The organism is Aeromonas sp., from assembly GCF_051657805.1.
Classification (GTDB): Bacteria; Pseudomonadota; Gammaproteobacteria; order Enterobacterales; family Aeromonadaceae; genus Aeromonas.
This window is the reverse complement of sequence record NZ_JBOFLJ010000010.1, coordinates 192,093-210,011: the sequence shown is the minus strand read 5'-3', so window position 1 is coordinate 210,011 and position 17,919 is coordinate 192,093. Positions and strand designations below refer to the sequence as shown.

At 61.6% G+C, this 17,919-nt stretch carries 20 protein-coding genes; 7 read left to right on the top strand and 13 right to left on the bottom strand.

What is annotated here, in order from left to right; all coding sequences use genetic code 11:
- Window positions 1-50: 50 nt before the first annotated feature.
- Entirely contained in the window at window positions 51-407 is a 357-nt protein-coding gene (locus tag ACRCYW_RS03655) for a DUF805 domain-containing protein (RefSeq protein WP_438548811.1), read from the bottom strand.
- Between the two features lie 357 nt (window positions 408-764).
- Here ACRCYW_RS03655 and tauA point away from each other — a divergent pair, with 357 nt between their 5' ends.
- The 4 genes from tauA to tauD all read left to right on the top strand — a co-directional run bounded on the left by tauA (window position 765) and on the right by tauD (window position 4,332).
- Complete coding sequence (gene tauA / locus ACRCYW_RS03650; RefSeq protein WP_438548810.1) at window positions 765-1,739, top strand: taurine ABC transporter substrate-binding protein; 975 nt, start codon at window positions 765-767, stop codon at window positions 1,737-1,739.
- A 16-nt stretch (window positions 1,740-1,755) separates the two neighbouring features.
- Window positions 1,756-2,523 carry a taurine ABC transporter ATP-binding subunit gene (gene tauB, locus ACRCYW_RS03645; protein WP_438548809.1) on the top strand — a complete coding sequence of 256 codons (768 nt, stop codon included), beginning with the start codon at window positions 1,756-1,758 and terminating at the stop codon, window positions 2,521-2,523.
- Window positions 2,520-3,365: a taurine ABC transporter permease TauC gene (tauC, locus tag ACRCYW_RS03640; RefSeq protein ID WP_438548808.1), complete on the top strand. Its 846-nt coding sequence runs from the start codon at window positions 2,520-2,522 to the stop codon at window positions 3,363-3,365. The genes tauB and tauC overlap by 4 nt, the downstream gene beginning before the upstream one ends.
- A gap of 115 nt (window positions 3,366-3,480) precedes the next feature.
- Window positions 3,481-4,332: a taurine dioxygenase gene (gene tauD / locus ACRCYW_RS03635; protein WP_438548807.1), complete on the top strand. Its 852-nt coding sequence runs from the start codon at window positions 3,481-3,483 to the stop codon at window positions 4,330-4,332.
- A 73-nt stretch (window positions 4,333-4,405) separates the two neighbouring features.
- Here the strand turns inward: tauD and ACRCYW_RS03630 are convergent, their stop codons facing one another.
- The 8 genes from ACRCYW_RS03630 to ACRCYW_RS03595 all read right to left on the bottom strand — a co-directional run bounded on the left by ACRCYW_RS03630 (window position 4,406) and on the right by ACRCYW_RS03595 (window position 12,228).
- A complete protein-coding gene (locus tag ACRCYW_RS03630) occupies window positions 4,406-4,774 on the bottom strand; it encodes a DUF1428 domain-containing protein (RefSeq protein ID WP_438548806.1) in 369 nt (122 codons plus the stop codon).
- Window positions 4,775-4,837: 63 nt separating this feature from the next.
- Entirely contained in the window at window positions 4,838-6,199 is a 1,362-nt protein-coding gene (locus ACRCYW_RS03625) for an MFS transporter (protein WP_438548805.1), read from the bottom strand.
- Between the two features lie 166 nt (window positions 6,200-6,365).
- On the bottom strand, window positions 6,366-7,259 hold the full coding sequence (gene cyoE / locus ACRCYW_RS03620) for a heme o synthase (protein ID WP_349918677.1): 894 nt from the start codon (window positions 7,257-7,259) through the stop codon (window positions 6,366-6,368).
- A gap of 10 nt (window positions 7,260-7,269) precedes the next feature.
- Window positions 7,270-7,599 (bottom strand): cytochrome o ubiquinol oxidase subunit IV, encoded by a 330-nt coding sequence (locus ACRCYW_RS03615; RefSeq protein WP_349918678.1) that lies wholly within the window; start codon window positions 7,597-7,599, stop codon window positions 7,270-7,272.
- Window positions 7,599-8,213 (bottom strand): cytochrome o ubiquinol oxidase subunit III, encoded by a 615-nt coding sequence (locus tag ACRCYW_RS03610; protein WP_438548804.1) that lies wholly within the window; start codon window positions 8,211-8,213, stop codon window positions 7,599-7,601. The genes ACRCYW_RS03615 and ACRCYW_RS03610 overlap by 1 nt, the downstream gene beginning before the upstream one ends.
- Before the next feature lie 4 nt (window positions 8,214-8,217).
- Window positions 8,218-10,194, bottom strand: coding sequence for a cytochrome o ubiquinol oxidase subunit I (gene cyoB / locus ACRCYW_RS03605; protein ID WP_438548803.1), 1,977 nt, complete (start codon window positions 10,192-10,194; stop codon window positions 8,218-8,220).
- Between the two features lie 3 nt (window positions 10,195-10,197).
- Window positions 10,198-11,241, bottom strand: coding sequence for a cytochrome o ubiquinol oxidase subunit II (gene cyoA, locus ACRCYW_RS03600; RefSeq protein WP_438548802.1), 1,044 nt, complete (start codon window positions 11,239-11,241; stop codon window positions 10,198-10,200).
- Between the two features lie 543 nt (window positions 11,242-11,784).
- The gene (locus ACRCYW_RS03595; protein WP_438548801.1) at window positions 11,785-12,228 is read right to left on the bottom strand and encodes a carboxymuconolactone decarboxylase family protein; all 444 of its coding nucleotides are present in this window, start codon (window positions 12,226-12,228) and stop codon (window positions 11,785-11,787) included.
- 119 nt (window positions 12,229-12,347) lie between these two features.
- Between ACRCYW_RS03595 and ACRCYW_RS03590 the strand changes: the two genes are divergently transcribed.
- Window positions 12,348-13,256, top strand: coding sequence for a LysR family transcriptional regulator (locus ACRCYW_RS03590; RefSeq protein ID WP_438548800.1), 909 nt, complete (start codon window positions 12,348-12,350; stop codon window positions 13,254-13,256).
- Window positions 13,257-13,329: 73 nt separating this feature from the next.
- On the opposite strand, the gene ACRCYW_RS03585 is transcribed toward ACRCYW_RS03590, so the two are convergent.
- Window positions 13,330-13,659, bottom strand: a complete 330-nt coding sequence (locus tag ACRCYW_RS03585; protein WP_438548799.1) for a DUF3634 family protein — start codon at window positions 13,657-13,659, stop codon at window positions 13,330-13,332.
- 99 nt (window positions 13,660-13,758) lie between these two features.
- On the bottom strand, window positions 13,759-14,727 hold the full coding sequence (locus tag ACRCYW_RS03580; protein WP_438548798.1) for a nucleoside hydrolase: 969 nt from the start codon (window positions 14,725-14,727) through the stop codon (window positions 13,759-13,761).
- Window positions 14,728-15,010: 283 nt separating this feature from the next.
- Here ACRCYW_RS03580 and ACRCYW_RS03575 point away from each other — a divergent pair, with 283 nt between their 5' ends.
- Window positions 15,011-15,571: a HutD family protein gene (locus tag ACRCYW_RS03575; protein WP_438548797.1), complete on the top strand. Its 561-nt coding sequence runs from the start codon at window positions 15,011-15,013 to the stop codon at window positions 15,569-15,571.
- A 13-nt stretch (window positions 15,572-15,584) separates the two neighbouring features.
- Here the strand turns inward: ACRCYW_RS03575 and ACRCYW_RS03570 are convergent, their stop codons facing one another.
- Both ACRCYW_RS03570 and azu read right to left on the bottom strand, forming a co-directional pair.
- On the bottom strand, window positions 15,585-15,788 hold the full coding sequence (locus tag ACRCYW_RS03570; RefSeq protein ID WP_438548796.1) for a hypothetical protein: 204 nt from the start codon (window positions 15,786-15,788) through the stop codon (window positions 15,585-15,587).
- 187 nt (window positions 15,789-15,975) lie between these two features.
- On the bottom strand, window positions 15,976-16,431 hold the full coding sequence (gene azu / locus ACRCYW_RS03565; RefSeq protein ID WP_438548795.1) for an azurin: 456 nt from the start codon (window positions 16,429-16,431) through the stop codon (window positions 15,976-15,978).
- 309 nt (window positions 16,432-16,740) lie between these two features.
- Between azu and ACRCYW_RS03560 the strand changes: the two genes are divergently transcribed.
- Window positions 16,741-17,814 (top strand): FAD:protein FMN transferase, encoded by a 1,074-nt coding sequence (locus ACRCYW_RS03560; protein ID WP_438548794.1) that lies wholly within the window; start codon window positions 16,741-16,743, stop codon window positions 17,812-17,814.
- Window positions 17,815-17,919: the final 105 nt, after the last annotated feature.

Genomic DNA, 17,919 nt, shown 5'->3' with positions numbered 1-17,919 from the left:
TCTAACAAAAAAACCGCCGAATGGCGGTTTTTTTGTTCTGTCAGTAGTGTTTATGCTTCTTTAGGGTCTTCACCAAAACGGTTCGCCCCTATAGTCCCTGAACAGAAACTAAAGTAGAGAAAAATAAACGGTCCAACCACAGGAATACAGGATATGAGGATCCACCACCCACTTCTATCGGTATCATGCAACCGACGGACCGTCACCGCAAAACCGGGGATGGCGGTAAATAACAAATAAACAAAGAGTACTGAGACACCAACTTCTTGGCTAGCAAACAAGGCACACACCATACAAATTACGCTACCAACCAGAATGTTGAGGAGGCTGTACATCCAATACTCTTTACGACGAGCTCGCCCACGTAGTACTGCGTATTTTTTAAGAACAGAAAGATACCAATGCATTGTATTAACCCAAGTTTATCTATTGTTATGTTAGACGCTATGTAAAGCTCAAACACTTTACCACTAGAGCTCAATAGAGTCCAACAAACTATGCTTGAAAATTGGCATAGCAATTAACTTAAATACTACCATGTGAAATTTAATAGCTGATGCAGTATTACTTGGCTCACTCTATTAACACCGCCCATTAATTACAGTGGAACTCTGCGGCAATCCAACATATATGAAACAATGATTTATTTTTCATTATTTTTTCTAAGAACCATAAGGCATGAGAACACCTTTCTCGTTCCTTCATTCCCAGCAGTACTTTGGACAAAGATGTGGCTTCCAACACCCCCGACAAGGAAGTGCATCATGACAGCGAAAGGCATCTCTCTGTGGCTGGCGGCATCCGTCCTGCTCAGCCAGTCCGCCCAGGCGGTGGACGTCACCGTCGCCTACCAGACCTCCGCCGAGCCCGCCAAGGTGGCCCAGGCCGACAACACCTTCGCCAGGGAGAGCGGCGCCAAGGTGGAGTGGCGCAAGTTTGACAGCGGCGCCAGCGTGGTGCGGGCGCTCGCCTCCGGCGACGTGCAGATAGGCAATATCGGCTCCAGCCCCCTGGCGGTGGCGGCGAGCCAGAACGTGCCCATCGAGGTGTTCCTGCTCGCCTCCAAGCTCGGCGACTCCGAAGCGCTGGTGGTGAAGCAAGGACTCGCTAACCCTCAGGATCTCGTCGGCAAGCGCATCGCCGTGCCCTACACCTCCACCACCCACTACAGCCTGCTGGCGGCCCTCAAGCACTGGGGGGTCGATCCGGCCAAGCTGCAGATAGTGAACCTGCAGCCGCCGGCCATCATCGCCGCCTGGCAGCGCGGTGACATCGACGGAGCCTATGTGTGGGCCCCGGCCCTCAACCAGCTCAGCAAAGAGGGCAAGGTGCTGACCGACTCGGCCCAGGTAGGGCAATGGGGGGCGCCGACCCTGGATGTCTGGGTGGTGCGCAAGGACTTCGCCAGGGCTCACCCCGAGGTGGTGCAGGCTTTCGTGAGCAGCACACTCGCGGCCCAGCGCGGCTATCTCGACAACCCCGAGGGCTGGCTGGCCCGGTCGGAGAACCTCGGCAAGCTCTCCCGCCTGAGCGGCGTGCCCGAGGTTGATATCCCTGAGCTGGTCAAGGGCAACACCTACCTGGACGCCCGTGCCCAGAGCGACGAGCTCGCCTCTCTGGTGAACCAGACCATAGTCGACACCGCACGCTTCCTCGAGGGGCAGGGCAAGGTGGCCAAGGCCGCCGGCGACTATCGCCAGTTCGTCACCGACCGCTTCGTGAAAGCACTGCCTCAATAAGCCAGAGGAGGCGATCATGCTGCAGATATCCCATGTATCCGCCGAGTACGCAGGCAAAAAGGTGCTCGACAACATCAGCCTCTCCCTCGCCGAGGGGGAGCTGATGGTGGTACTCGGGCCCTCGGGCTCGGGCAAGACTACCCTCCTCAACCTGGTGGCCGGTTTCGAACCCTGCCGCCACGGCCAGATAAGCCTAGGAGGCGAGCCGGTGACCGGGCCCGGGGTCGAGCGCGGCGTGGTATTCCAGAGTGAGGGGTTACTCCCCTGGCGCGACGTGCAGGACAACGTGGCCTTCGGTCTGCAACTGGCCGGGGTACCCAGGGCCGAGCGCACCGTGCTGGCCCAGGATCTGCTGCGTCAGGTGGGGCTGGAGGGGGCCGGCGATCGCGCCATCTGGCAGCTCTCCGGCGGCCAGCGCCAGCGGGTCGGCATCGCCAGGGTCCTGGCCACCCGGCCGCAACTGCTGCTGCTCGACGAGCCGTTCGGCGCCCTGGATGCCTTCACCCGGGAGCAGATGCAGACCCTGCTGCTGCGGTTGTGGTCCCTGGGCCGCCGCCAGGTGCTGCTCATCACCCACGACATCGAGGAGGCGGTGTTTCTGGCCACCGACCTGGTGCTGCTCTCCCCCTCCCCCGGCCGGGTGCTGGAGCAGCTTACCCTGGACTTCGGCCGCCGCTTTGCCGCCGGGGAGTCCAGCCGCAGCATCAAGTCCGATCCGGCCTTTATCGAGCGGCGGGAGTACGTGCTCGGCCGGGTGTTCGCCGAGCGGGAGGCCTTCGCATGAACCAGACCCTGATCCAACCCCTGGACGCGCCCGTCGCCACTATCAACAGCAGGCGAGCCTTGCGCTGGCCCTTCGGCCGCCGACTTGGCCTGAGCCTGGTTACCCTGACCGCCCTGCTGGCCCTCTGGTGGCTGGTGGCGCATCTGGGCTGGATTGCCCCCCTGTTTCTGCCGCCCCCCGAGCGGGTGCTGGGCCAGCTCGTCACCATCGCCGGGCCCCAGGGCTTTATGGACGCCACCCTGTGGCAACATCTGGGGGCGAGCCTCGGCCGCATCCTGATCGCCCTGACGGCGGCGGCGGTCTTTGGCATAGCGGCCGGTATCGCCATGGGGCTCAGCCCCACGGTGCGCGGGGTGCTGGATCCCCTCATCGAGCTCTACCGGCCGGTACCGCCGCTCGCCTACCTGCCGCTCATGGTGATCTGGTTTGGCATCGGCGAGACCTCCAAGGTGCTGCTCATCTATCTGGCCATCTTCGCCCCCGTGGCCATGGCCACCCTGGACGGGGTGCAGAGCGCCCAGCCGGTGCGGCTGCGGGCGGCCCGTGCGCTCGGCGCCACCCGGATTCAGGTGCTCTGGCACGTGATCCTGCCGGGGGCCCTGCCCCAGATCCTGACCGGGCTTCGCATCGGCCTCGGCGTGGGCTGGTCCACCCTAGTGGCGGCCGAGTTGATTGCCGCCACCCGGGGCGTGGGCTTCATGGTGCAATCCGCCGGCGAGTTTCTGGCCACCGACGTGGTGCTGGCCGGCATTCTGGTGATCGCGGTGATCGCCTTCGTATTGGAACTGGGCCTGCGCGCCCTGCAGCGCAAACTGACCCCCTGGCATGGAGAAACATCATGACCGACCAGCTGAACATCGGCCCCCGTGGTGATGGTTCATATCGCCTTCGTATTGGAACCGGACCTGCGCGCCCTGCCGCGCAGGCTGACCCTCTGACATCCCATGGAGAGAGACTATGACCGACAAGCTGACCATCACCCCGCTGGGCCCCCACATAGGTGCCGAGATCGCCGGACTGGATCTGGCACAGCCCCTGAGCCTCAGGCATTTCGAGCAGCTGCACCGGGCCCTGCTCAAATACCAGGTGCTGTTTGCCCGCAACCAGCCCATCACGCCGCGGGAGCAGCGGGCCCTGGCGAACCGCTTCGGGGATCTGCACATCCACCCCGTCTATCCCCACAGCGAGGAGGCGGAGGAGATCATCGTGCTCGACACCCATGACGACAACCCGCCGGACAACGACAACTGGCACACGGACGTCACCTTCATCGAGACACCGCCGGCGCTGGCCATCTTGGCCGCCAAGCAGCTGCCGCCGACCGGGGGCGACACCCTCTGGGCCAGCGGCATAGCGGCGCTCGCGGCCCTCTCCCCGCCCCTGCAGAAACTGCTGGCAGGGCTGGAGGCCGAGCACAACTTCACCAAGTCCTTCCCCGCCCATCGCCATCAGGGCAGCGAAGCCGAGCGCCAGCGCTGGCAGGCGGCGGTGGCCAGCAACCCGCCCCTGCGCCATCCGGTGCTGCGCACCCACCCGGTGAGCGGGCGCCAGGCACTGTTCGTCAACGAGGGCTTCACCACCCGCTTGCCGGAGCTGCCCGCCCGGGAGAGCGAGGCGCTGCTCGGCTTCCTGTTCGATCACATCCGCCGCCCCGAGTTTCAGGTACGCTGGCGCTGGCAGGAGAACGACATCGCCATCTGGGACAACAGGGTCACCCAGCACTACGCCAACGCCGACTACCTGCCGGCCCGGCGGGTGATGCACAGGGCCACCATATTCGGGGACAAGCCCTTCTGGCGCGCCTCCTGAGGCCCTTGCATAACGAGCGCCCATAAAGAAGCCCGCCGATTGGCGGGCTTTTTGCACGGCAGCAGGGACGGTGTCAGGCCTTGAACTCCAGCACGGGACTGAAACCGCCGTAGATCATGCGGGCACCGTCAAACGGCATCTGCTGATGCATGGGACTGCCCGGATCCATCCTGGGATCCTGCATCATCTTCTGCATCGCCTCGTCCCGGGTGGCCTTGTCCGGCCACTCCACCCAGGAGAAGACCACGGTCTCATCCTCCTTCGCCGCCACGGCGCGGTAAAAATCGGTCTGCTTGCCGTGGGGCACGTCGTCCCCCCAGCATTCCAGCACCCGGGTGGCGCCGAGCTCGAGGAAAATGGGATCTATGTATTTCGCATGGTCGATCATGGCCTGCTTGTTGGCCGTGGGCACGGCCAGTACGAATCCATCCACATATGACATGGGGGCGTCCTCCTTGCTTGGGGATTTCAGCATAGCAAGGGAGTCCGGCCGCCGCCCCGAGCCTCAGGCGGCTATCAGTCGCTCCAGATCGCTGCGACTCAGGTGCTTGGTATCCACCTTCACGTAGAGGGAGCGTTCCTCGGCCACCAGCAACACATCGCTCACCCCGTCGCAGGCGCGCACCTTCTGTTCGAGGGCTGGCGTCGGCGCGACCCCTGCCGGCAGCACGATGCGCAGGCTGCTTACATAGGGAGGATCCTGCATGGTGAGGCTGATCCCGAACCAGATGAGCGCCAGCAGGGCGCAGCCGCCAAACACCAGGGGCCCCCCCCCGGTGCCGTAGAGCAGGCCACCCAGGCTGCCGCCGATGGCGACCCCGATGAACTGACTGGTGGAGTAGACCCCCATGGCGGTGCCCTTGTAGCCGGGGGGGGACTCCTTGCTGATGAGCGACGGCAGCAGCGCCTCCATCACGTTGAAACCGATGAAGAAGATCTGCAGCCCCGCGAGCAGGCCCCAGAGCTGCAGACCCGCTTGCCAGAGCACCAGCTCGGCAACCAGCATCACCAGCACGCAGAGCTGGAACATCCGCTTCATCTGCCGGCGCTTCTCCGCGTAGACGATGAAGGGCACCACGCTAACAAAAGCGATCAACATGGTCACCAGATAGGCCTGCCACTGGCTGTCTCGCGGCAGGCCAGCCTGTTCCAAGAGCGGCGGCAGCGCCACGAAGCTCGACATCAGCAGGGTGTGCACGCAGAGGATGCCGAGGTTCAGCTTGAGCAGGCGCGGGTTGGTCAGCACGGTGCGAAAACCGCCGCGCACCATGGCGGACTCGCGATTCTGCAGATGGGCCTCGGGCCTGGGCACCGCCCAGATCACCAGGGCGATGGCGGCCAGGGCCAGCAGGGCGATGAGCCAGAACAGGCCGGACAGGCCCAGGGCGTGGGTGATGAGGGGCCCGGTCACCATGGCGACGGCGAAGGTGATGCCAAAGCTCACCCCGATGAAGGCCATGGCCTTGGTGCGGTTCTGCTCCCGGGTGAGATCCGAGAGCAGGGCCATGACGGCGGCCGAGATGGCACCGCTGCCCTGCAGGGCGCGGCCGACGATGACCCCCCAGATGGAGTCGCTCAGGGCGGCGATGCAACTGCCTGCGGCAAACATCAGCAGGCCGCCGACGATGAGGGGCTTTCTGCCGATGCGATCGGAGAGCAGGCCGAAGGGGATCTGCAGCAGGGCCTGGGTCATGCCGTAGATGCCGATGGCCAGACCGATGAGCGCCTCGGAGGCGCCGGCCAGGGACATGCCATAGGTGGTCAGCACCGGCAGCACCATAAACATGCCGAGCATGCGCAAAGAGAAGACGGAGCCGAGCGCCCAGGTGGCGCGTCGCTCGCCCCTCGTCATGGTGAAATCATTCATGATGGCCTCGATAGACAAGAAGAGAGAAGGAGTCCGGGTGAATGGCGCCCTGCCGCCACCCGACAGACATCGGGAATACGCCCCGCACGGGGGCCACATAATAACAGAGCCGGGAAGGTTCCCGGCTCTGGATTCTATTGATTTTCCTGCGTCATATCACAGCAACTCAAGGCAGCATGGTCACCAGGACCGGCGCCGCATCGGGCTGGAAGTCCACCGACATCATCACGCTCAGGCAGGTGATGGTGACGATGGAGAACATGAACAGCTTGCGGGCCCAGAGGGAGTCATCCACCGCGGCCTTGTAGCCGGACAGCGCCATCCCCAGCCACCAGACGCTCACCGCCGTGGCGACGATCAGGTACTTGTAACCGGCGTAGCCGCCGAGGAACAGCATCAGGGTCGGTACCATGAAGGCCAGGATGTAGAGGGTGATGTGGTGCTTGGCCACGGAGATCCCCTTCACCACCGGCAACACCGGGATGTTGGCGGCCTGGTAATCCTTGAAGCGGAAGATGGCGATCGCATAGGAGTGCGGCATCTGCCACAGGCTGAAAATCGCCAGCAGGATCAGCGCCCCCGAGTCGAACTGGCCGCTCACCGCGCAGTAGCCGATGACGGGCGGTGCGGCGCCGGAGAGGCTGCCCACCAGGGTGCCATAGACCGAGTGGCGCTTCATGTAGAGGCTGTAGACCCCCACATAGACCAGGAAGCCCAGCACTGCCAGCAAGGCGGCCAACGGATTGGCCGCGAAGTAGAGCAGTGCAATGCCCGCAACGCCGAGTACGCTCGCATACCAGAGCGAGACCCCCGGCGCTATCAACCCCTTCACCAGAGCGCGGTTCTTGGTGCGCTCCATGATGCAGTCGATGTCCCGGTCGATGTAGTTGTTGAACACGCAGCCGGAGGCGACCACCAGTGACACCCCGACCATGGTCAGGATGAACAGAGGGACGTCGAGGCTCCCCTTGGACGCCAGCAGGAAACCCCCGATAACCGAGATGAGGTTACCGAAGATGATGCCTGGCTTGGTCACTTGCAGGTATTGCTTCATCATCACATCAACCCGCTTAGTGAACCATCATGTTGATGTTGAGGTTGTACATGATCCACAGGGAACCCACCACGACTATGGCGATGATGAGCACGGTGAAGACCAGGGCCACCAGGTTCCAGCGCTCCTCGGAGGAGGTGTTCATGTGCAGGAAGTAGACCAGGTGCACGAAGATCTGCACCACCGCCATGCCGACCACGGTGCCGAGCACCACGGCGTGGGAGGCGGAGCCGTCCATCACCATCCAGAACGGGATTGCGGTCAGGATGAGTGACAGCACGAACCCTATCATGTAGGACTTGACGCTGCCGTGGCTGGCGCCGTGATTGTCAACAGAATGACTCATTACATGACCCCCATCAGATAGACCACGGTGAAGACGCAGATCCAGACCACGTCCAGGAAGTGCCAGAACAGGCTCAGGCACATCAGGCGAGTACGGTTGCGCTCGGTCAGCCCCTTCTTGGTGATCAGCACCATCATCACGATGATCCAGATAAGGCCGCTGGTCACGTGGATACCGTGGGTACCGACCAGGGTGAAGAAGGCAGACAGGAAGCCACTGCGATCCGGGCCCGCATCGTTGACGATGAGGTGATGGAACTCGTAGATCTCCATGGCGATGAAGCCGGCGCCGAGCAGGAAGGTCACAAACAGCCAGGTGTTGACGGCGGCGACCTTGTTCTTGTTCATGGCCAGCATGCCGAAGCCGAAGGTGATGGAGCTCAGCAGCAGCAGCATGGTTTCGGCGAACACGAACGGCAGTTCGAAGATGTCCTTGCCGGCGGGACCGCCGGCGGTGCCGTTGACCAGGACTGCATAGGTTGCGAACAGGGTCGCAAACAAAATGCAGTCACTCATCAGGTAGATCCAGAAGCCGAATACCTTGGTGGCACCGGCATCATGGTGCCCATGATCGTCATGGGCGCCGTGAGTGTGATGGAGTACGTCAGTTGCCATAGCGTCAGGCCACCTTGTTGATATTGTCGAAATGCTGACCTTCGATGCGCTCGATCTCGTCAACCTGTACGTAGTAGTCCACATCGTCGTTGAAGCTGTGGATGATCCAGGTGGCGATCATGCCGACGAAGCCGGCGATGGCCATCCACCAGATGTGCCAGATCATGGCAAAGCCGAACACCACGCTGAAGGCCGCGATGATCACGCCGGCACCGGAGTTCTTCGGCATGTGGATGGGGGCATACTGGGCCGGCTTGCGGTAGGCACTACCGTCTTGCTTGGCTTCCCAGAAGGCATCCAGACCCTTGATCTTCGGCTCGATGGCGAAGTTGTAGAACGGCGGCGGTGAAGAGGTCGCCCACTCCAGGGTACGGCCACCCCAGGGATCGCCGGTCAGGTCGCGGTTCTTCTCGCGGTCACGGATACTGACCACGATCTGGATGACCTGGCACAGCACGCCGAGGGCGATGAGGCCGGCGCCGCAGGCGGCAACCACCAGCCAGCCGTGGAACTCGGGATCGATGTTCTGGCTGACACGACGGGTCATGCCCATGAAGCCCAGCACGTAGAGCGGCATGAAGGCCACGAAGAAGCCGACAATCCAGCACCAGAAGGCGCGCTTGCCCCAGACGTCATCCAGCTTGAAGCCGAACGCCTTCGGGAACCAGTAGGTGATACCGGCGAAGCAACCGAACACCACGCCACCAATGATGACGTTGTGGAAGTGAGCGATCAGGAACAGGCTGTTGTGCAGCACGAAGTTGGCAGCCGGCACGGAGAGCAGTACCCCGGTCATGCCACCCACGGTGAAGGTGATGATGAAGCCGACGGTCCACAGCATGGGGGAGCTGAACTCGATGCGACCCCGGTACATGGTGAACAGCCAGTTGAAGATCTTCACCCCAGTCGGGATGGAGATGATCATGGTGGTGATGCCGAAGAAGGCATTCACGTTGGCACCGGACCCCATGGTGAAGAAGTGGTGCAACCAGACCACGAAGGAGAGCACGGTAATGGCCACCGTCGCCCACACCAGGGAGGTGTAGCCAAACAGCTTCTTCTTGCAGAAGGTCGCCACCACTTCGGAGAAGATCCCGAACACCGGCAGCACCAGGATATACACCTCGGGGTGACCCCAGGCCCAGATCAGGTTGATGTACATCATCATGTTGCCACCCATGTCATTGGTAAAGAAATGGGTACCCAGGTAGCGGTCTGCGGTCAGCAGGGCGATGGTGACGGTCAGGATCGGGAAGGAGGCGATGATCAGGATGTTGGCGCACAGGGCGGTCCAGGTGAACACCGGCAGACGCATCATGGTCATGCCGGGGGCACGCATCCGGATGATGGTGGCAAAGAAGTTCACACCGGTCAGCAGGGTTCCCAGACCCGAGATCTGCAGACTCCATATCCAGTAATCGACCCCGACCCCCGGACTGAACTCCAGCCCCGACAAGGGCGGATAGGCCAACCAGCCGGTCTGGGCGAATTCACCGACCCCGAGGGAGACGTTGATCAGCACCACGGCCGCGGCGGTAAACCAGAAGCTCAGGTTGTTCAGGAAGGGGAAGGCAACATCACGGGCACCGATCTGCAGCGGCACGACGATGTTCATCAGGCCGATCACCAGTGGCATGGCCACGAAGAAGATCATGATGACGCCGTGGGCGGTGAAGATCTGGTCGTAGTGATGGGCATTCAGGTAGCCTTCGCCACCGGCGGAGGCAATGACCTGCTGGCCACGCATCATGACCGCATCGGCGAAGCCGCGCAGCAACATGACCATGCCCAGAATGAGATACATGATACCGAGGCGCTTGTGGTCCACCGAGGTAAGCCACTCTTTCCACAGATATTGCCACTTGCCGTAGTAAGTGATGAGACCGGCGATGGCCAGCCCACCCAAGATGATACCGGCTATCGTGACCATGATGATGGGTTCATGGTACGGAACAGCCTCGAGTGTCAATTTTCCAAACATCGATTATTCCTCGGATCCTGCTTTCACACTCTTGTCAGCCATCGACGTGGCCATGTGTCCTGCATGCTCGTCATGATTCATGGCCTCGTGGTCCATGGTGTCCTCATTCGCGGACTCATGCTTCATGGCGTCGTGATCCATGGCGCCCTCTTGCTTGGCGTCATGCTTCATGGCCTCGTGGCCACCATGGGACATGCCGCCCATGAACTTGTTGATCACGTTGACGAACAGCTTGGGATCGGCGCTCGCGAAATACTCCACCGGGTGGTTTTCGCTCTTCTTGGCCAGGGCATCGAACTCATCCATGGTGCTCAGCATCTTGGGAGATTGCTTCACCTTGGCAACCCAGGCGTCGAAGCCAGCTTGATCCTGCGTCGCGATGGCCTTGAACTTCATGCCGGAGAAGCCGGCACCGCTGTAACTGCCGGAGATCCCCTTGTACTGACCGGCCTCGTTGGCGATCAGGTGCAGCTTGGTCTGCATCCCCGCCATGGCGTAGATCTGACCGCCCAACTGGGGAATGAAGAAGGAGTTCATCACGGTATCCGAGGTCACCCGGAAGTTGACCGGAGTATTGACCGGGAAGGCCAGCTCGTTGACCGAGGCGATACCCAGTTCCGGATAGACGAACAACCATTTCCAGTCCAGCGAGATCACATCGACCTGGATCGGTTTGACATCCGATTCCAGCGGCTTGTAGGGATCCAGCGAGTGGGAGGTTTTCCAGGTGATCACCGCCAGGATGACGATGATGATAACGGGTACGGTCCAGACAACCGCTTCAATCTTGTTGGAGTGAGACCAATCCGGGGTATATTTGGCGTCGGTGTTGGATGCTCTGTATTTACGAGAGAATGCCACCGCCATAATAATCACAGGAATCACCACGATCAGCATCAACCCGAGTGCGGTCAATATCAGTGATTTCTGCTCCAGACCAACCTGCCCCTTGGGGCTCATCAGAGCCATGTCGCAGCCGCTCAGCAAGCCAGCAGTCGCGATCAACAGCAAAGCGCCCAAGCCCCTCTTCACATCAAAAGGTCTCATGCAATGTCCTCATCTTCCCAAGGCTTATTGGTATAATTAAAAAATGCAGCATTTTATTGCATCAGACAGGCATGTGAACAACATGAAAAATTAATCCCAAAATTGTTTTCAAGCTGATACAAACACACATTGGATGTTAATCACTTGACATAGACCAATTAACTCGGATCACAGCCACGCAATTCATCCTGCGTTAATTTTCCACACCACCGAAAACGCTCACTAATTAAGCAAAAACATCATCCATCCTTATATTTCCCACGGGTAAACGGAAAGAAAGGCCTCATACCACTCCCTTCCATCCTGACCTTTCTTTACCAGTTCCTTGATCTGGCGCCATGAAACTATCACAAAAATAAAAATTAATTAATCAAACGATCGTATGATTAACTTCTTGCATTCGAAAAAGAGCCCTTTTTCCCCTTCCTCCCCTCCATTTCCGCCTCCCCGGGATGAAAAAAAACGGGTCACCAGCGGGACCCGTCATCAGCACATTCTGTTGTTATTTTAATTTAACACAACATTAACAATTAAGGTGCCATATCAGCCGTGGGAATGCTCCATGCGGGTGGCGACGGCGACCCGGTTCCAGGCGTTGATGGTGATGATCTGCATCAGGCACTGGGCCAGCAGGGTCTCCCCGAGCAGGGCCAGCCCCTTCTGATAGCTCGTCTCGCTGAGCCCCTGATCGGCGATCAGGGTCACCTCGTCGGTCAGGGCCAGCACGGCCCGCTCCCGCTCGTCAAACAGCGGAGACTCCCGCCAGGCGGCCAGCGCCAGCAGGCGCTGCGGGCTCTCCTGCTGCTTCATCGCCACCTCGGCGTGCAGCTCGATGCAGTAGGCGCAGCCGTTGATCATGGAAGCGCGCAGCTTGATGAGCTCCTTGAGGCTTGGGGGAATGTCGGTGTTGCCGAGGTAGGTTTCCAGCCCCCGCATGGCCTGAATGGCGGCGGGGATCTGGCTGGCGAGCTGGATACGGTGGGACATGGCAAGACTCCTTGGATGAGCGCCCTCCTGGGCGATACCGACATTGTTCACTCCCGCCAGGATGAATAGAATAGGGGCATAATCGGCAACAGTTTTGCATTTTACGCAAAGGATGAATCATGCTGGATCGCATCCGTATCCTGGCCCAGGTGGTGGAGTCCGGCGGCTTCTCCCGTGCCGCCCGAGCCCTCAACCTGGCCCCCTCCTCGGTGACCCGCACCATAGACAACCTGGAGCAACAGCTCGGGGTGCCCCTGTTCAAGCGCAGCACCCGCCAGCTGGTGCTGACCGAGCAGGGGGAGTACTTCCTCACCCGCTCCATCCCCCTGCTGGAGGAGGCGGATCAGCTGGTGCAGTCCCTCCAGCCCCTGTCCGGGGCGCCGCGGGGAGGATTGCGCGTCTCTGTGTTCGAGAGCTTCGGCGCCGCCTGGCTGGCGCCGCGGCTGCCCCTCTTCCTCGCCCGATACCCCGAGGTGCGCCTCGAGATAGAGCTCGACAATCGGCTGGTGGATCTCGACGCCGAGAACGTGGATGTGGCCGTGCGCATCGGGCGACCCCTCGACAGCGGCCTGCACGCCCGCCGCCTGCTGGCGAACCGCACCCTGCTGGTCGCCTCCCCCGCATACTTGGCGCAGCACGGGGAGCCCGCCCATCCCGATGAGCTCGCGAGCCACAACTGCCTCATTCGCGGCCAGGGCCGCCAGCGCCAGCACTGGTACTTCCAGCGGGAAGCCCAGAAGCGGCGCGTTCCGGTGCAGGGCAACCTCGCCTCCATCGGCGGCACGCCGCTGCTGTGCGCCGCCAAGGCGGGCTGCGGCCTGTTGCTGCTGTCGAGCTGGATGGTGCAGCAGGGACTGGACAATGGCTCCCTGCTCCCCGTGCTGCCCGAGTGGCAGGCCTCCCCCTATGAGGATCGCCACGACGAGATCTATGCGGTGTTTCGCGGGGGTCGCTTCCTGAAGCCCCAGACCCGCGCCTTCATCGACTTCCTGATCGAGGTGATGAAGCCCCTGCAGGGGCCGCGCTGAAGCTGAGGAAAGGTGCATAGGATGGAAAGAAAACGCCGGGCTGAGCCCGGCGTTTGTCATCGTCTACCGTCCGTCAATGGGACTTGCGCCCATCCGGATCCGGGGTCGGGCCGCGATAGTCCCCGTAGGGGAAGATGTTGCGCAGCCGCTGGGCCACGGGCTCGGGGATGGAACGGGAGAAGACGAGGCGCACCCCGTTGCCGTCCCGTTGTCCCAGGATGCGGCCACGCACCGGATCGTGCTGCAGCACGCGCTTGGCCTCGGCCAGGAAACGTGGCGACACAGATCCCCGCTTCACCACCACCTTGCCGGGGGCGAGCCGGATCTCGAACACAGCGCCACGCCCCAGCTTCATCAGCCACCAGATCAGGGCTATCGCCACCACCAGAGACAACCAGGCCATCCGTGCTTCTCCTTCATGCCATTGTTGGCCTCAGTATAGGCCCCATCGGCGACCGATTACCGGGGGAACCTCACGCTTTGCCCATCGCCAGCGCCTCTCTTAACGAGACTGGCCCCAGGCCACCAGGGTCTCCCGATAGAGTGAGAGCAGCGCCTGATCCCGTACCGCCACCCCGACCCGCTGGGCGGGATAGGGGGCCCACTCGTCGTGGGGATGGGGCTTGCCATCGAATTTCTGCAGGGTGTGGCCGATGGCGGGGCCGCTGTGGATAACTCGCACCGGCCCTTCCCGCAGGGTGAACAGGGTCGGGTCTATCACATAGGCGATGGCGGACGGGTCGTGCACGTGGCAGCCATCCAGGCCGATCCTCTCCGAGTAGAAGCGCAGGTAGAAGCGGCTCACCTCCCACAGGAAGCGGCCCGGCTCCCCCGCGTCATCGCGCAGGGCATCCAGGTAGGCGCTGCTGAAGAAGCTCTGCTGGGTCACATCCAGCCCGATGATCACCAGGGGCCAGTCGGCGGTGAACACCAAATCGGCGGCCTCGGGATCGTCGTGGATATTGGCCTCCGCATAGGGGGTCACGTTGCCGCGATGGCCGTTGACGCCAAAGGCGCCCCCCATCACCACCACCTCTTTCACCAGTTGGGTGATCTCGGGGGCCGCTTTTAATGCCAGCGCCAGGTTGGTGAGGGGGCCTATGGTCACCAAGGTGATCTCGCCGGGGGCCGCCTTCAGGGCCTCGACGATGTATTGCCAGGCGGGACGGGCATCCGCCTCGATGTTCACCTCCCCGGCACGCACATCCCCAAACCCCGTGGGACCGTGCACGACGGTAGTGGGGCCGACCGGCTCGCGTTTGAGCGGCGCCGCGGCGCCCTGGGCCACGTCCGCCTTCATGGCATATTTCTGCTTGAGCCAGAGCGCGTTATGGGTGCCGTTCTCTATGGTGGCATTGCCAAATACCGTGGTGATGGCGAGCAGGTCGATGGCGGGGTGCGCCTCGGCGAACAAAATGGCCATGGCATCGTCGATGCCGGGATCCGTATCCAGAATGATCTTGTGAGTCATGGTGCCTCCATACAACGAAGCAGCCAGTGTAACGAGTCCGGGCCGCTTTAACAGCGCCCCCATCACAGCCTCGAGGTTTCGTGGGGGCCCAAGCGCGGAGTTGGCGACAGATTGCACAACCCGTAGCCATCAGAGGAGCGGCGACCGCCGAGATGCCCCTCCTTCCCCCTCCCGTTGCCCAGTTAATCGCCAACCGGACGGGCCCAGAGGCGGCTCGCCTTGTGGGGGAGCGGCCGGGATGGTATCACTTGGCCTCATCCCCCATTGCCCACAGAGGTCCACAGTGATCCGCCTGATCAAAGAGTCTGACCAGTTGAAGATGCCCTGGAAGAACAAGCAGGGCACCACGGCCCAGATCCTCATCGCCCCCGAGGGAGCCAGCCTGGATCGGCTCGATTTCGACTATCGACTCAGCTCGGCCCCCATCAAGGGCGCTGGACCCTTCTCGAAATTCCCCGGTTATCAGCGCATCCTGCTGCCCATCAGCGGCGCCGGCTTCGTGCTGAACGGTCACCCCTATGCCACCCATGAAGCCGCCCATTTCAGCGGCGACGACGAGACCCACTGCGAGCTATTGAAAAAGGAGGTGGTGGATCTGGGGCTCATCTACGACCCGACCCGCGTCAGCGCCAACCTGAGGGTACTCAACCTGCCCTTCCCCTTGAGCCTCACCCTGGAGGCGGACAAGACCTATCTCTGCCACCTGCTGAGCGGCCAGCTGGAAGTGGACGGCAAGCCGGTCGCCATCAACGAGACCCTGGTCGTCAGCGGGGAGGAGAGCATCCGTTTCGAGTGTCAGAAGAAGACCACCATCGCCTTCTTTACCCTGCAATCGCTCGGCTAAACGGCAGCCAAGCTCAACGTTTGGGAGCCCGGCCCCCGCTATCGAGACAGGCCTGCATGCTGTCGTAGGGCTCGTAGTACTTGGTGCGGCTGTAGTAGGTACCCCCCTTGGGATGGCAGATACCGTTGCGGCTCTTCTTGACCGGGGGCTCCGCCGCCAGCGCGATGGCGCACACCAGCATGAGGCAACCACTGAGCACCCATTTGACGGCTTTCATACTCTCTTTCCATTCGATGCGAAGATGGGAATCTGACCCGTTTGCGGCCTATGTTATCCCAACCCTGTTGCGGGCACTCTCCGCCAGATCACGAAACAGGCGAGCCATTCCCCTTGGGTGCAGCAAGCAGGCAATAAAAAAGCCGGGAGATCCCGGCTTTCTTCGGCATATCGAAACTCAAAGCGACTTAGACGACCTTGAAGGTCCCCTTCATCATGGCGAAGTGACCGGGGAAGGAGCAGAAGAAGGTCAGGTCTTTACCGGCCAACCCCTCGGTTTTGAAGGTGACGCTGGTGCTCTCGCCGCCCCCCACCAGCTTGGTGTGCGCCAGGATGCGAGCGTCGTCCTTGGGCAGGTAGTCGTGATCGGCCCCGGCGCTCATGCCCGCGGTGGCGAGTGCCTGATAGTCGGCGGTGTTCGACAGCACCCAGTTGTGGCCCATAGCGGTCACCGGCATCTTGCCGGAATGGTGCAAGGTGATGGTCACCTCCTTGCAGGTGGCCGGGACACTCATCTCCTTGAGGTTGTACTGCATGGCGTCATTGCCTTCGATCGCCAGCGCACACTCGTCGGCCTGAGCCGGCGCAACCATGCCCAGAGCGGCCAGTGAGCCAAGAAACAGCAGGGTAATTGCCTTTTTCATCATCTTCTCCTTCGTTTGGCTATGGATGGCAACACGCTTGCCTGCAGACTCGCCGAGGCGATGGGCAAAGATGCTGTCGTAATCGATCTTCATTCTACTTAACTGTCGTCAATCGACGATGGCTTTTGCTCAAAGCTGCGGACCAGGTCACCGTCTGAGGCTGATCTCTTGCCATCCTGAGACAGATTTATCTGATCAAGACCCTGTATCGGTTAATTATTTTTCCCCCCGAGTCCGCGAGAGGCTCGTCACCCCGGACCGGGTTGGCTAAGCTGCCCGCCCGAATTTCATTGCATATGAGCGTAGCCGATGTCGTTTTCCCTCAAGGCCCCCACTTTCCTTCGCCGCGGCGCACTGCTGACCATGATGCTGCTGCTCGCCGCCTGCCAACCGAGCCCCACCCAGACCCGCATTCAGGGCAATACCATGGGCACCTACTTCGTGGTGACCATCACTGACCCCTACCCAGGCGGCAAGGCGGCCCTCGACCAGGAGGTCAACGCCCTGCTGGTGCGGATGAACAAGGAGATCTCCACCTATGATCCGGACTCCCTCATCTCCCGCTTCAACCGGGGGCCGGCCAACGAGCCCCAGATCATTCCGGCAGCCATGGCGAGGATAGTGCAGCAGGGCATAGACGCAGGGCACCTCACCCAGGGCAAGCTGGACGTGACCGTGGGGCCCCTGGTCAACCTCTGGGGCTTCGGGCCGGACAAGCGTCCAATCAAACGTCCCAGCCCGGAGCAGATCGCCAAGGCCCGCGAGCGGGTCGGCATCGACAAGCTGACCCTGAGCCGGCAAGGGGATGACTTCCTGCTCGCCAAGTCCATTCCCGACCTCTATCTCGATCTCTCCACTCTGGGGGAAGGGGCGGCGTCCGACGAGATAGCCGCCCTGCTGGAGCGCAAGGGGGTCGACAACTACCTGATCGAGGTGGCGGGCGCGGTGCGCAGCAAGGGGCACAACAGTCAGGGCAACCCCTGGCGAGTGGCCATCGTAGAGCCCTCCGACCGGCCCGGTGCCATCGAAGACGTGGTGACGCCAAACGGCATGGGGCTCAGCACCGCCGGCAGCTATCGCAACTACTACGAGCTGGACGGCCAGCGCTACTCCCACATCATAGATCCCGCCACCGGTGAGCCCGTGACCCACAAGCTGGTCTCCGCCAGCGTCATCACCCAGACGACCCTGGAGGCCGATGCCCTGGATACGGCGCTCATGGTGATGGGCCCAGAGCAGGCCATGGCCTTCGCGCGCCAGCATCATCTGGCCGTCTACCTCATCGTCAAGACAGAGCAGGGATTCGAGGCCATATTCACCCCGGAGTTTGCCCCTTATCTGCCCGCCAGGGAGCAACCCGAGGCGTCCAGGCCGTCCACCTGAGTGCAACATGCGGGGCCAGCCACTGGCCCCCAAGCCCGGAACGATAACGAGATCTGGCCGCCAACCCGCGGATTTGTGAGGGATGACACGGGCAATTGCGCCATC

Coding starts and splice junctions, on each gene's coding strand:
- ACRCYW_RS03655 (WP_438548811.1), bottom strand. CDS start 407: ATGCATTGGTATCTTTCTGTTCTTAAAAAATACGCAGTACTACGTGGG.
- tauA (WP_438548810.1), top strand. CDS start 765: ATGACAGCGAAAGGCATCTCTCTGTGGCTGGCGGCATCCGTCCTGCTC.
- tauB (WP_438548809.1), top strand. CDS start 1,756: ATGCTGCAGATATCCCATGTATCCGCCGAGTACGCAGGCAAAAAGGTG.
- tauC (WP_438548808.1), top strand. CDS start 2,520: ATGAACCAGACCCTGATCCAACCCCTGGACGCGCCCGTCGCCACTATC.
- tauD (WP_438548807.1), top strand. CDS start 3,481: ATGACCGACAAGCTGACCATCACCCCGCTGGGCCCCCACATAGGTGCC.
- ACRCYW_RS03630 (WP_438548806.1), bottom strand. CDS start 4,774: ATGTCATATGTGGATGGATTCGTACTGGCCGTGCCCACGGCCAACAAG.
- ACRCYW_RS03625 (WP_438548805.1), bottom strand. CDS start 6,199: ATGAATGATTTCACCATGACGAGGGGCGAGCGACGCGCCACCTGGGCG.
- ACRCYW_RS03615 (WP_349918678.1), bottom strand. CDS start 7,599: ATGAGTCATTCTGTTGACAATCACGGCGCCAGCCACGGCAGCGTCAAG.
- ACRCYW_RS03610 (WP_438548804.1), bottom strand. CDS start 8,213: ATGGCAACTGACGTACTCCATCACACTCACGGCGCCCATGACGATCAT.
- cyoB (WP_438548803.1), bottom strand. CDS start 10,194: ATGTTTGGAAAATTGACACTCGAGGCTGTTCCGTACCATGAACCCATC.
- cyoA (WP_438548802.1), bottom strand. CDS start 11,241: ATGAGACCTTTTGATGTGAAGAGGGGCTTGGGCGCTTTGCTGTTGATC.
- ACRCYW_RS03595 (WP_438548801.1), bottom strand. CDS start 12,228: ATGTCCCACCGTATCCAGCTCGCCAGCCAGATCCCCGCCGCCATTCAG.
- ACRCYW_RS03590 (WP_438548800.1), top strand. CDS start 12,348: ATGCTGGATCGCATCCGTATCCTGGCCCAGGTGGTGGAGTCCGGCGGC.
- ACRCYW_RS03585 (WP_438548799.1), bottom strand. CDS start 13,659: ATGGCCTGGTTGTCTCTGGTGGTGGCGATAGCCCTGATCTGGTGGCTG.
- ACRCYW_RS03580 (WP_438548798.1), bottom strand. CDS start 14,727: ATGACTCACAAGATCATTCTGGATACGGATCCCGGCATCGACGATGCC.
- ACRCYW_RS03570 (WP_438548796.1), bottom strand. CDS start 15,788: ATGAAAGCCGTCAAATGGGTGCTCAGTGGTTGCCTCATGCTGGTGTGC.
- azu (WP_438548795.1), bottom strand. CDS start 16,431: ATGAAAAAGGCAATTACCCTGCTGTTTCTTGGCTCACTGGCCGCTCTG.
- ACRCYW_RS03560 (WP_438548794.1), top strand. CDS start 16,741: ATGTCGTTTTCCCTCAAGGCCCCCACTTTCCTTCGCCGCGGCGCACTG.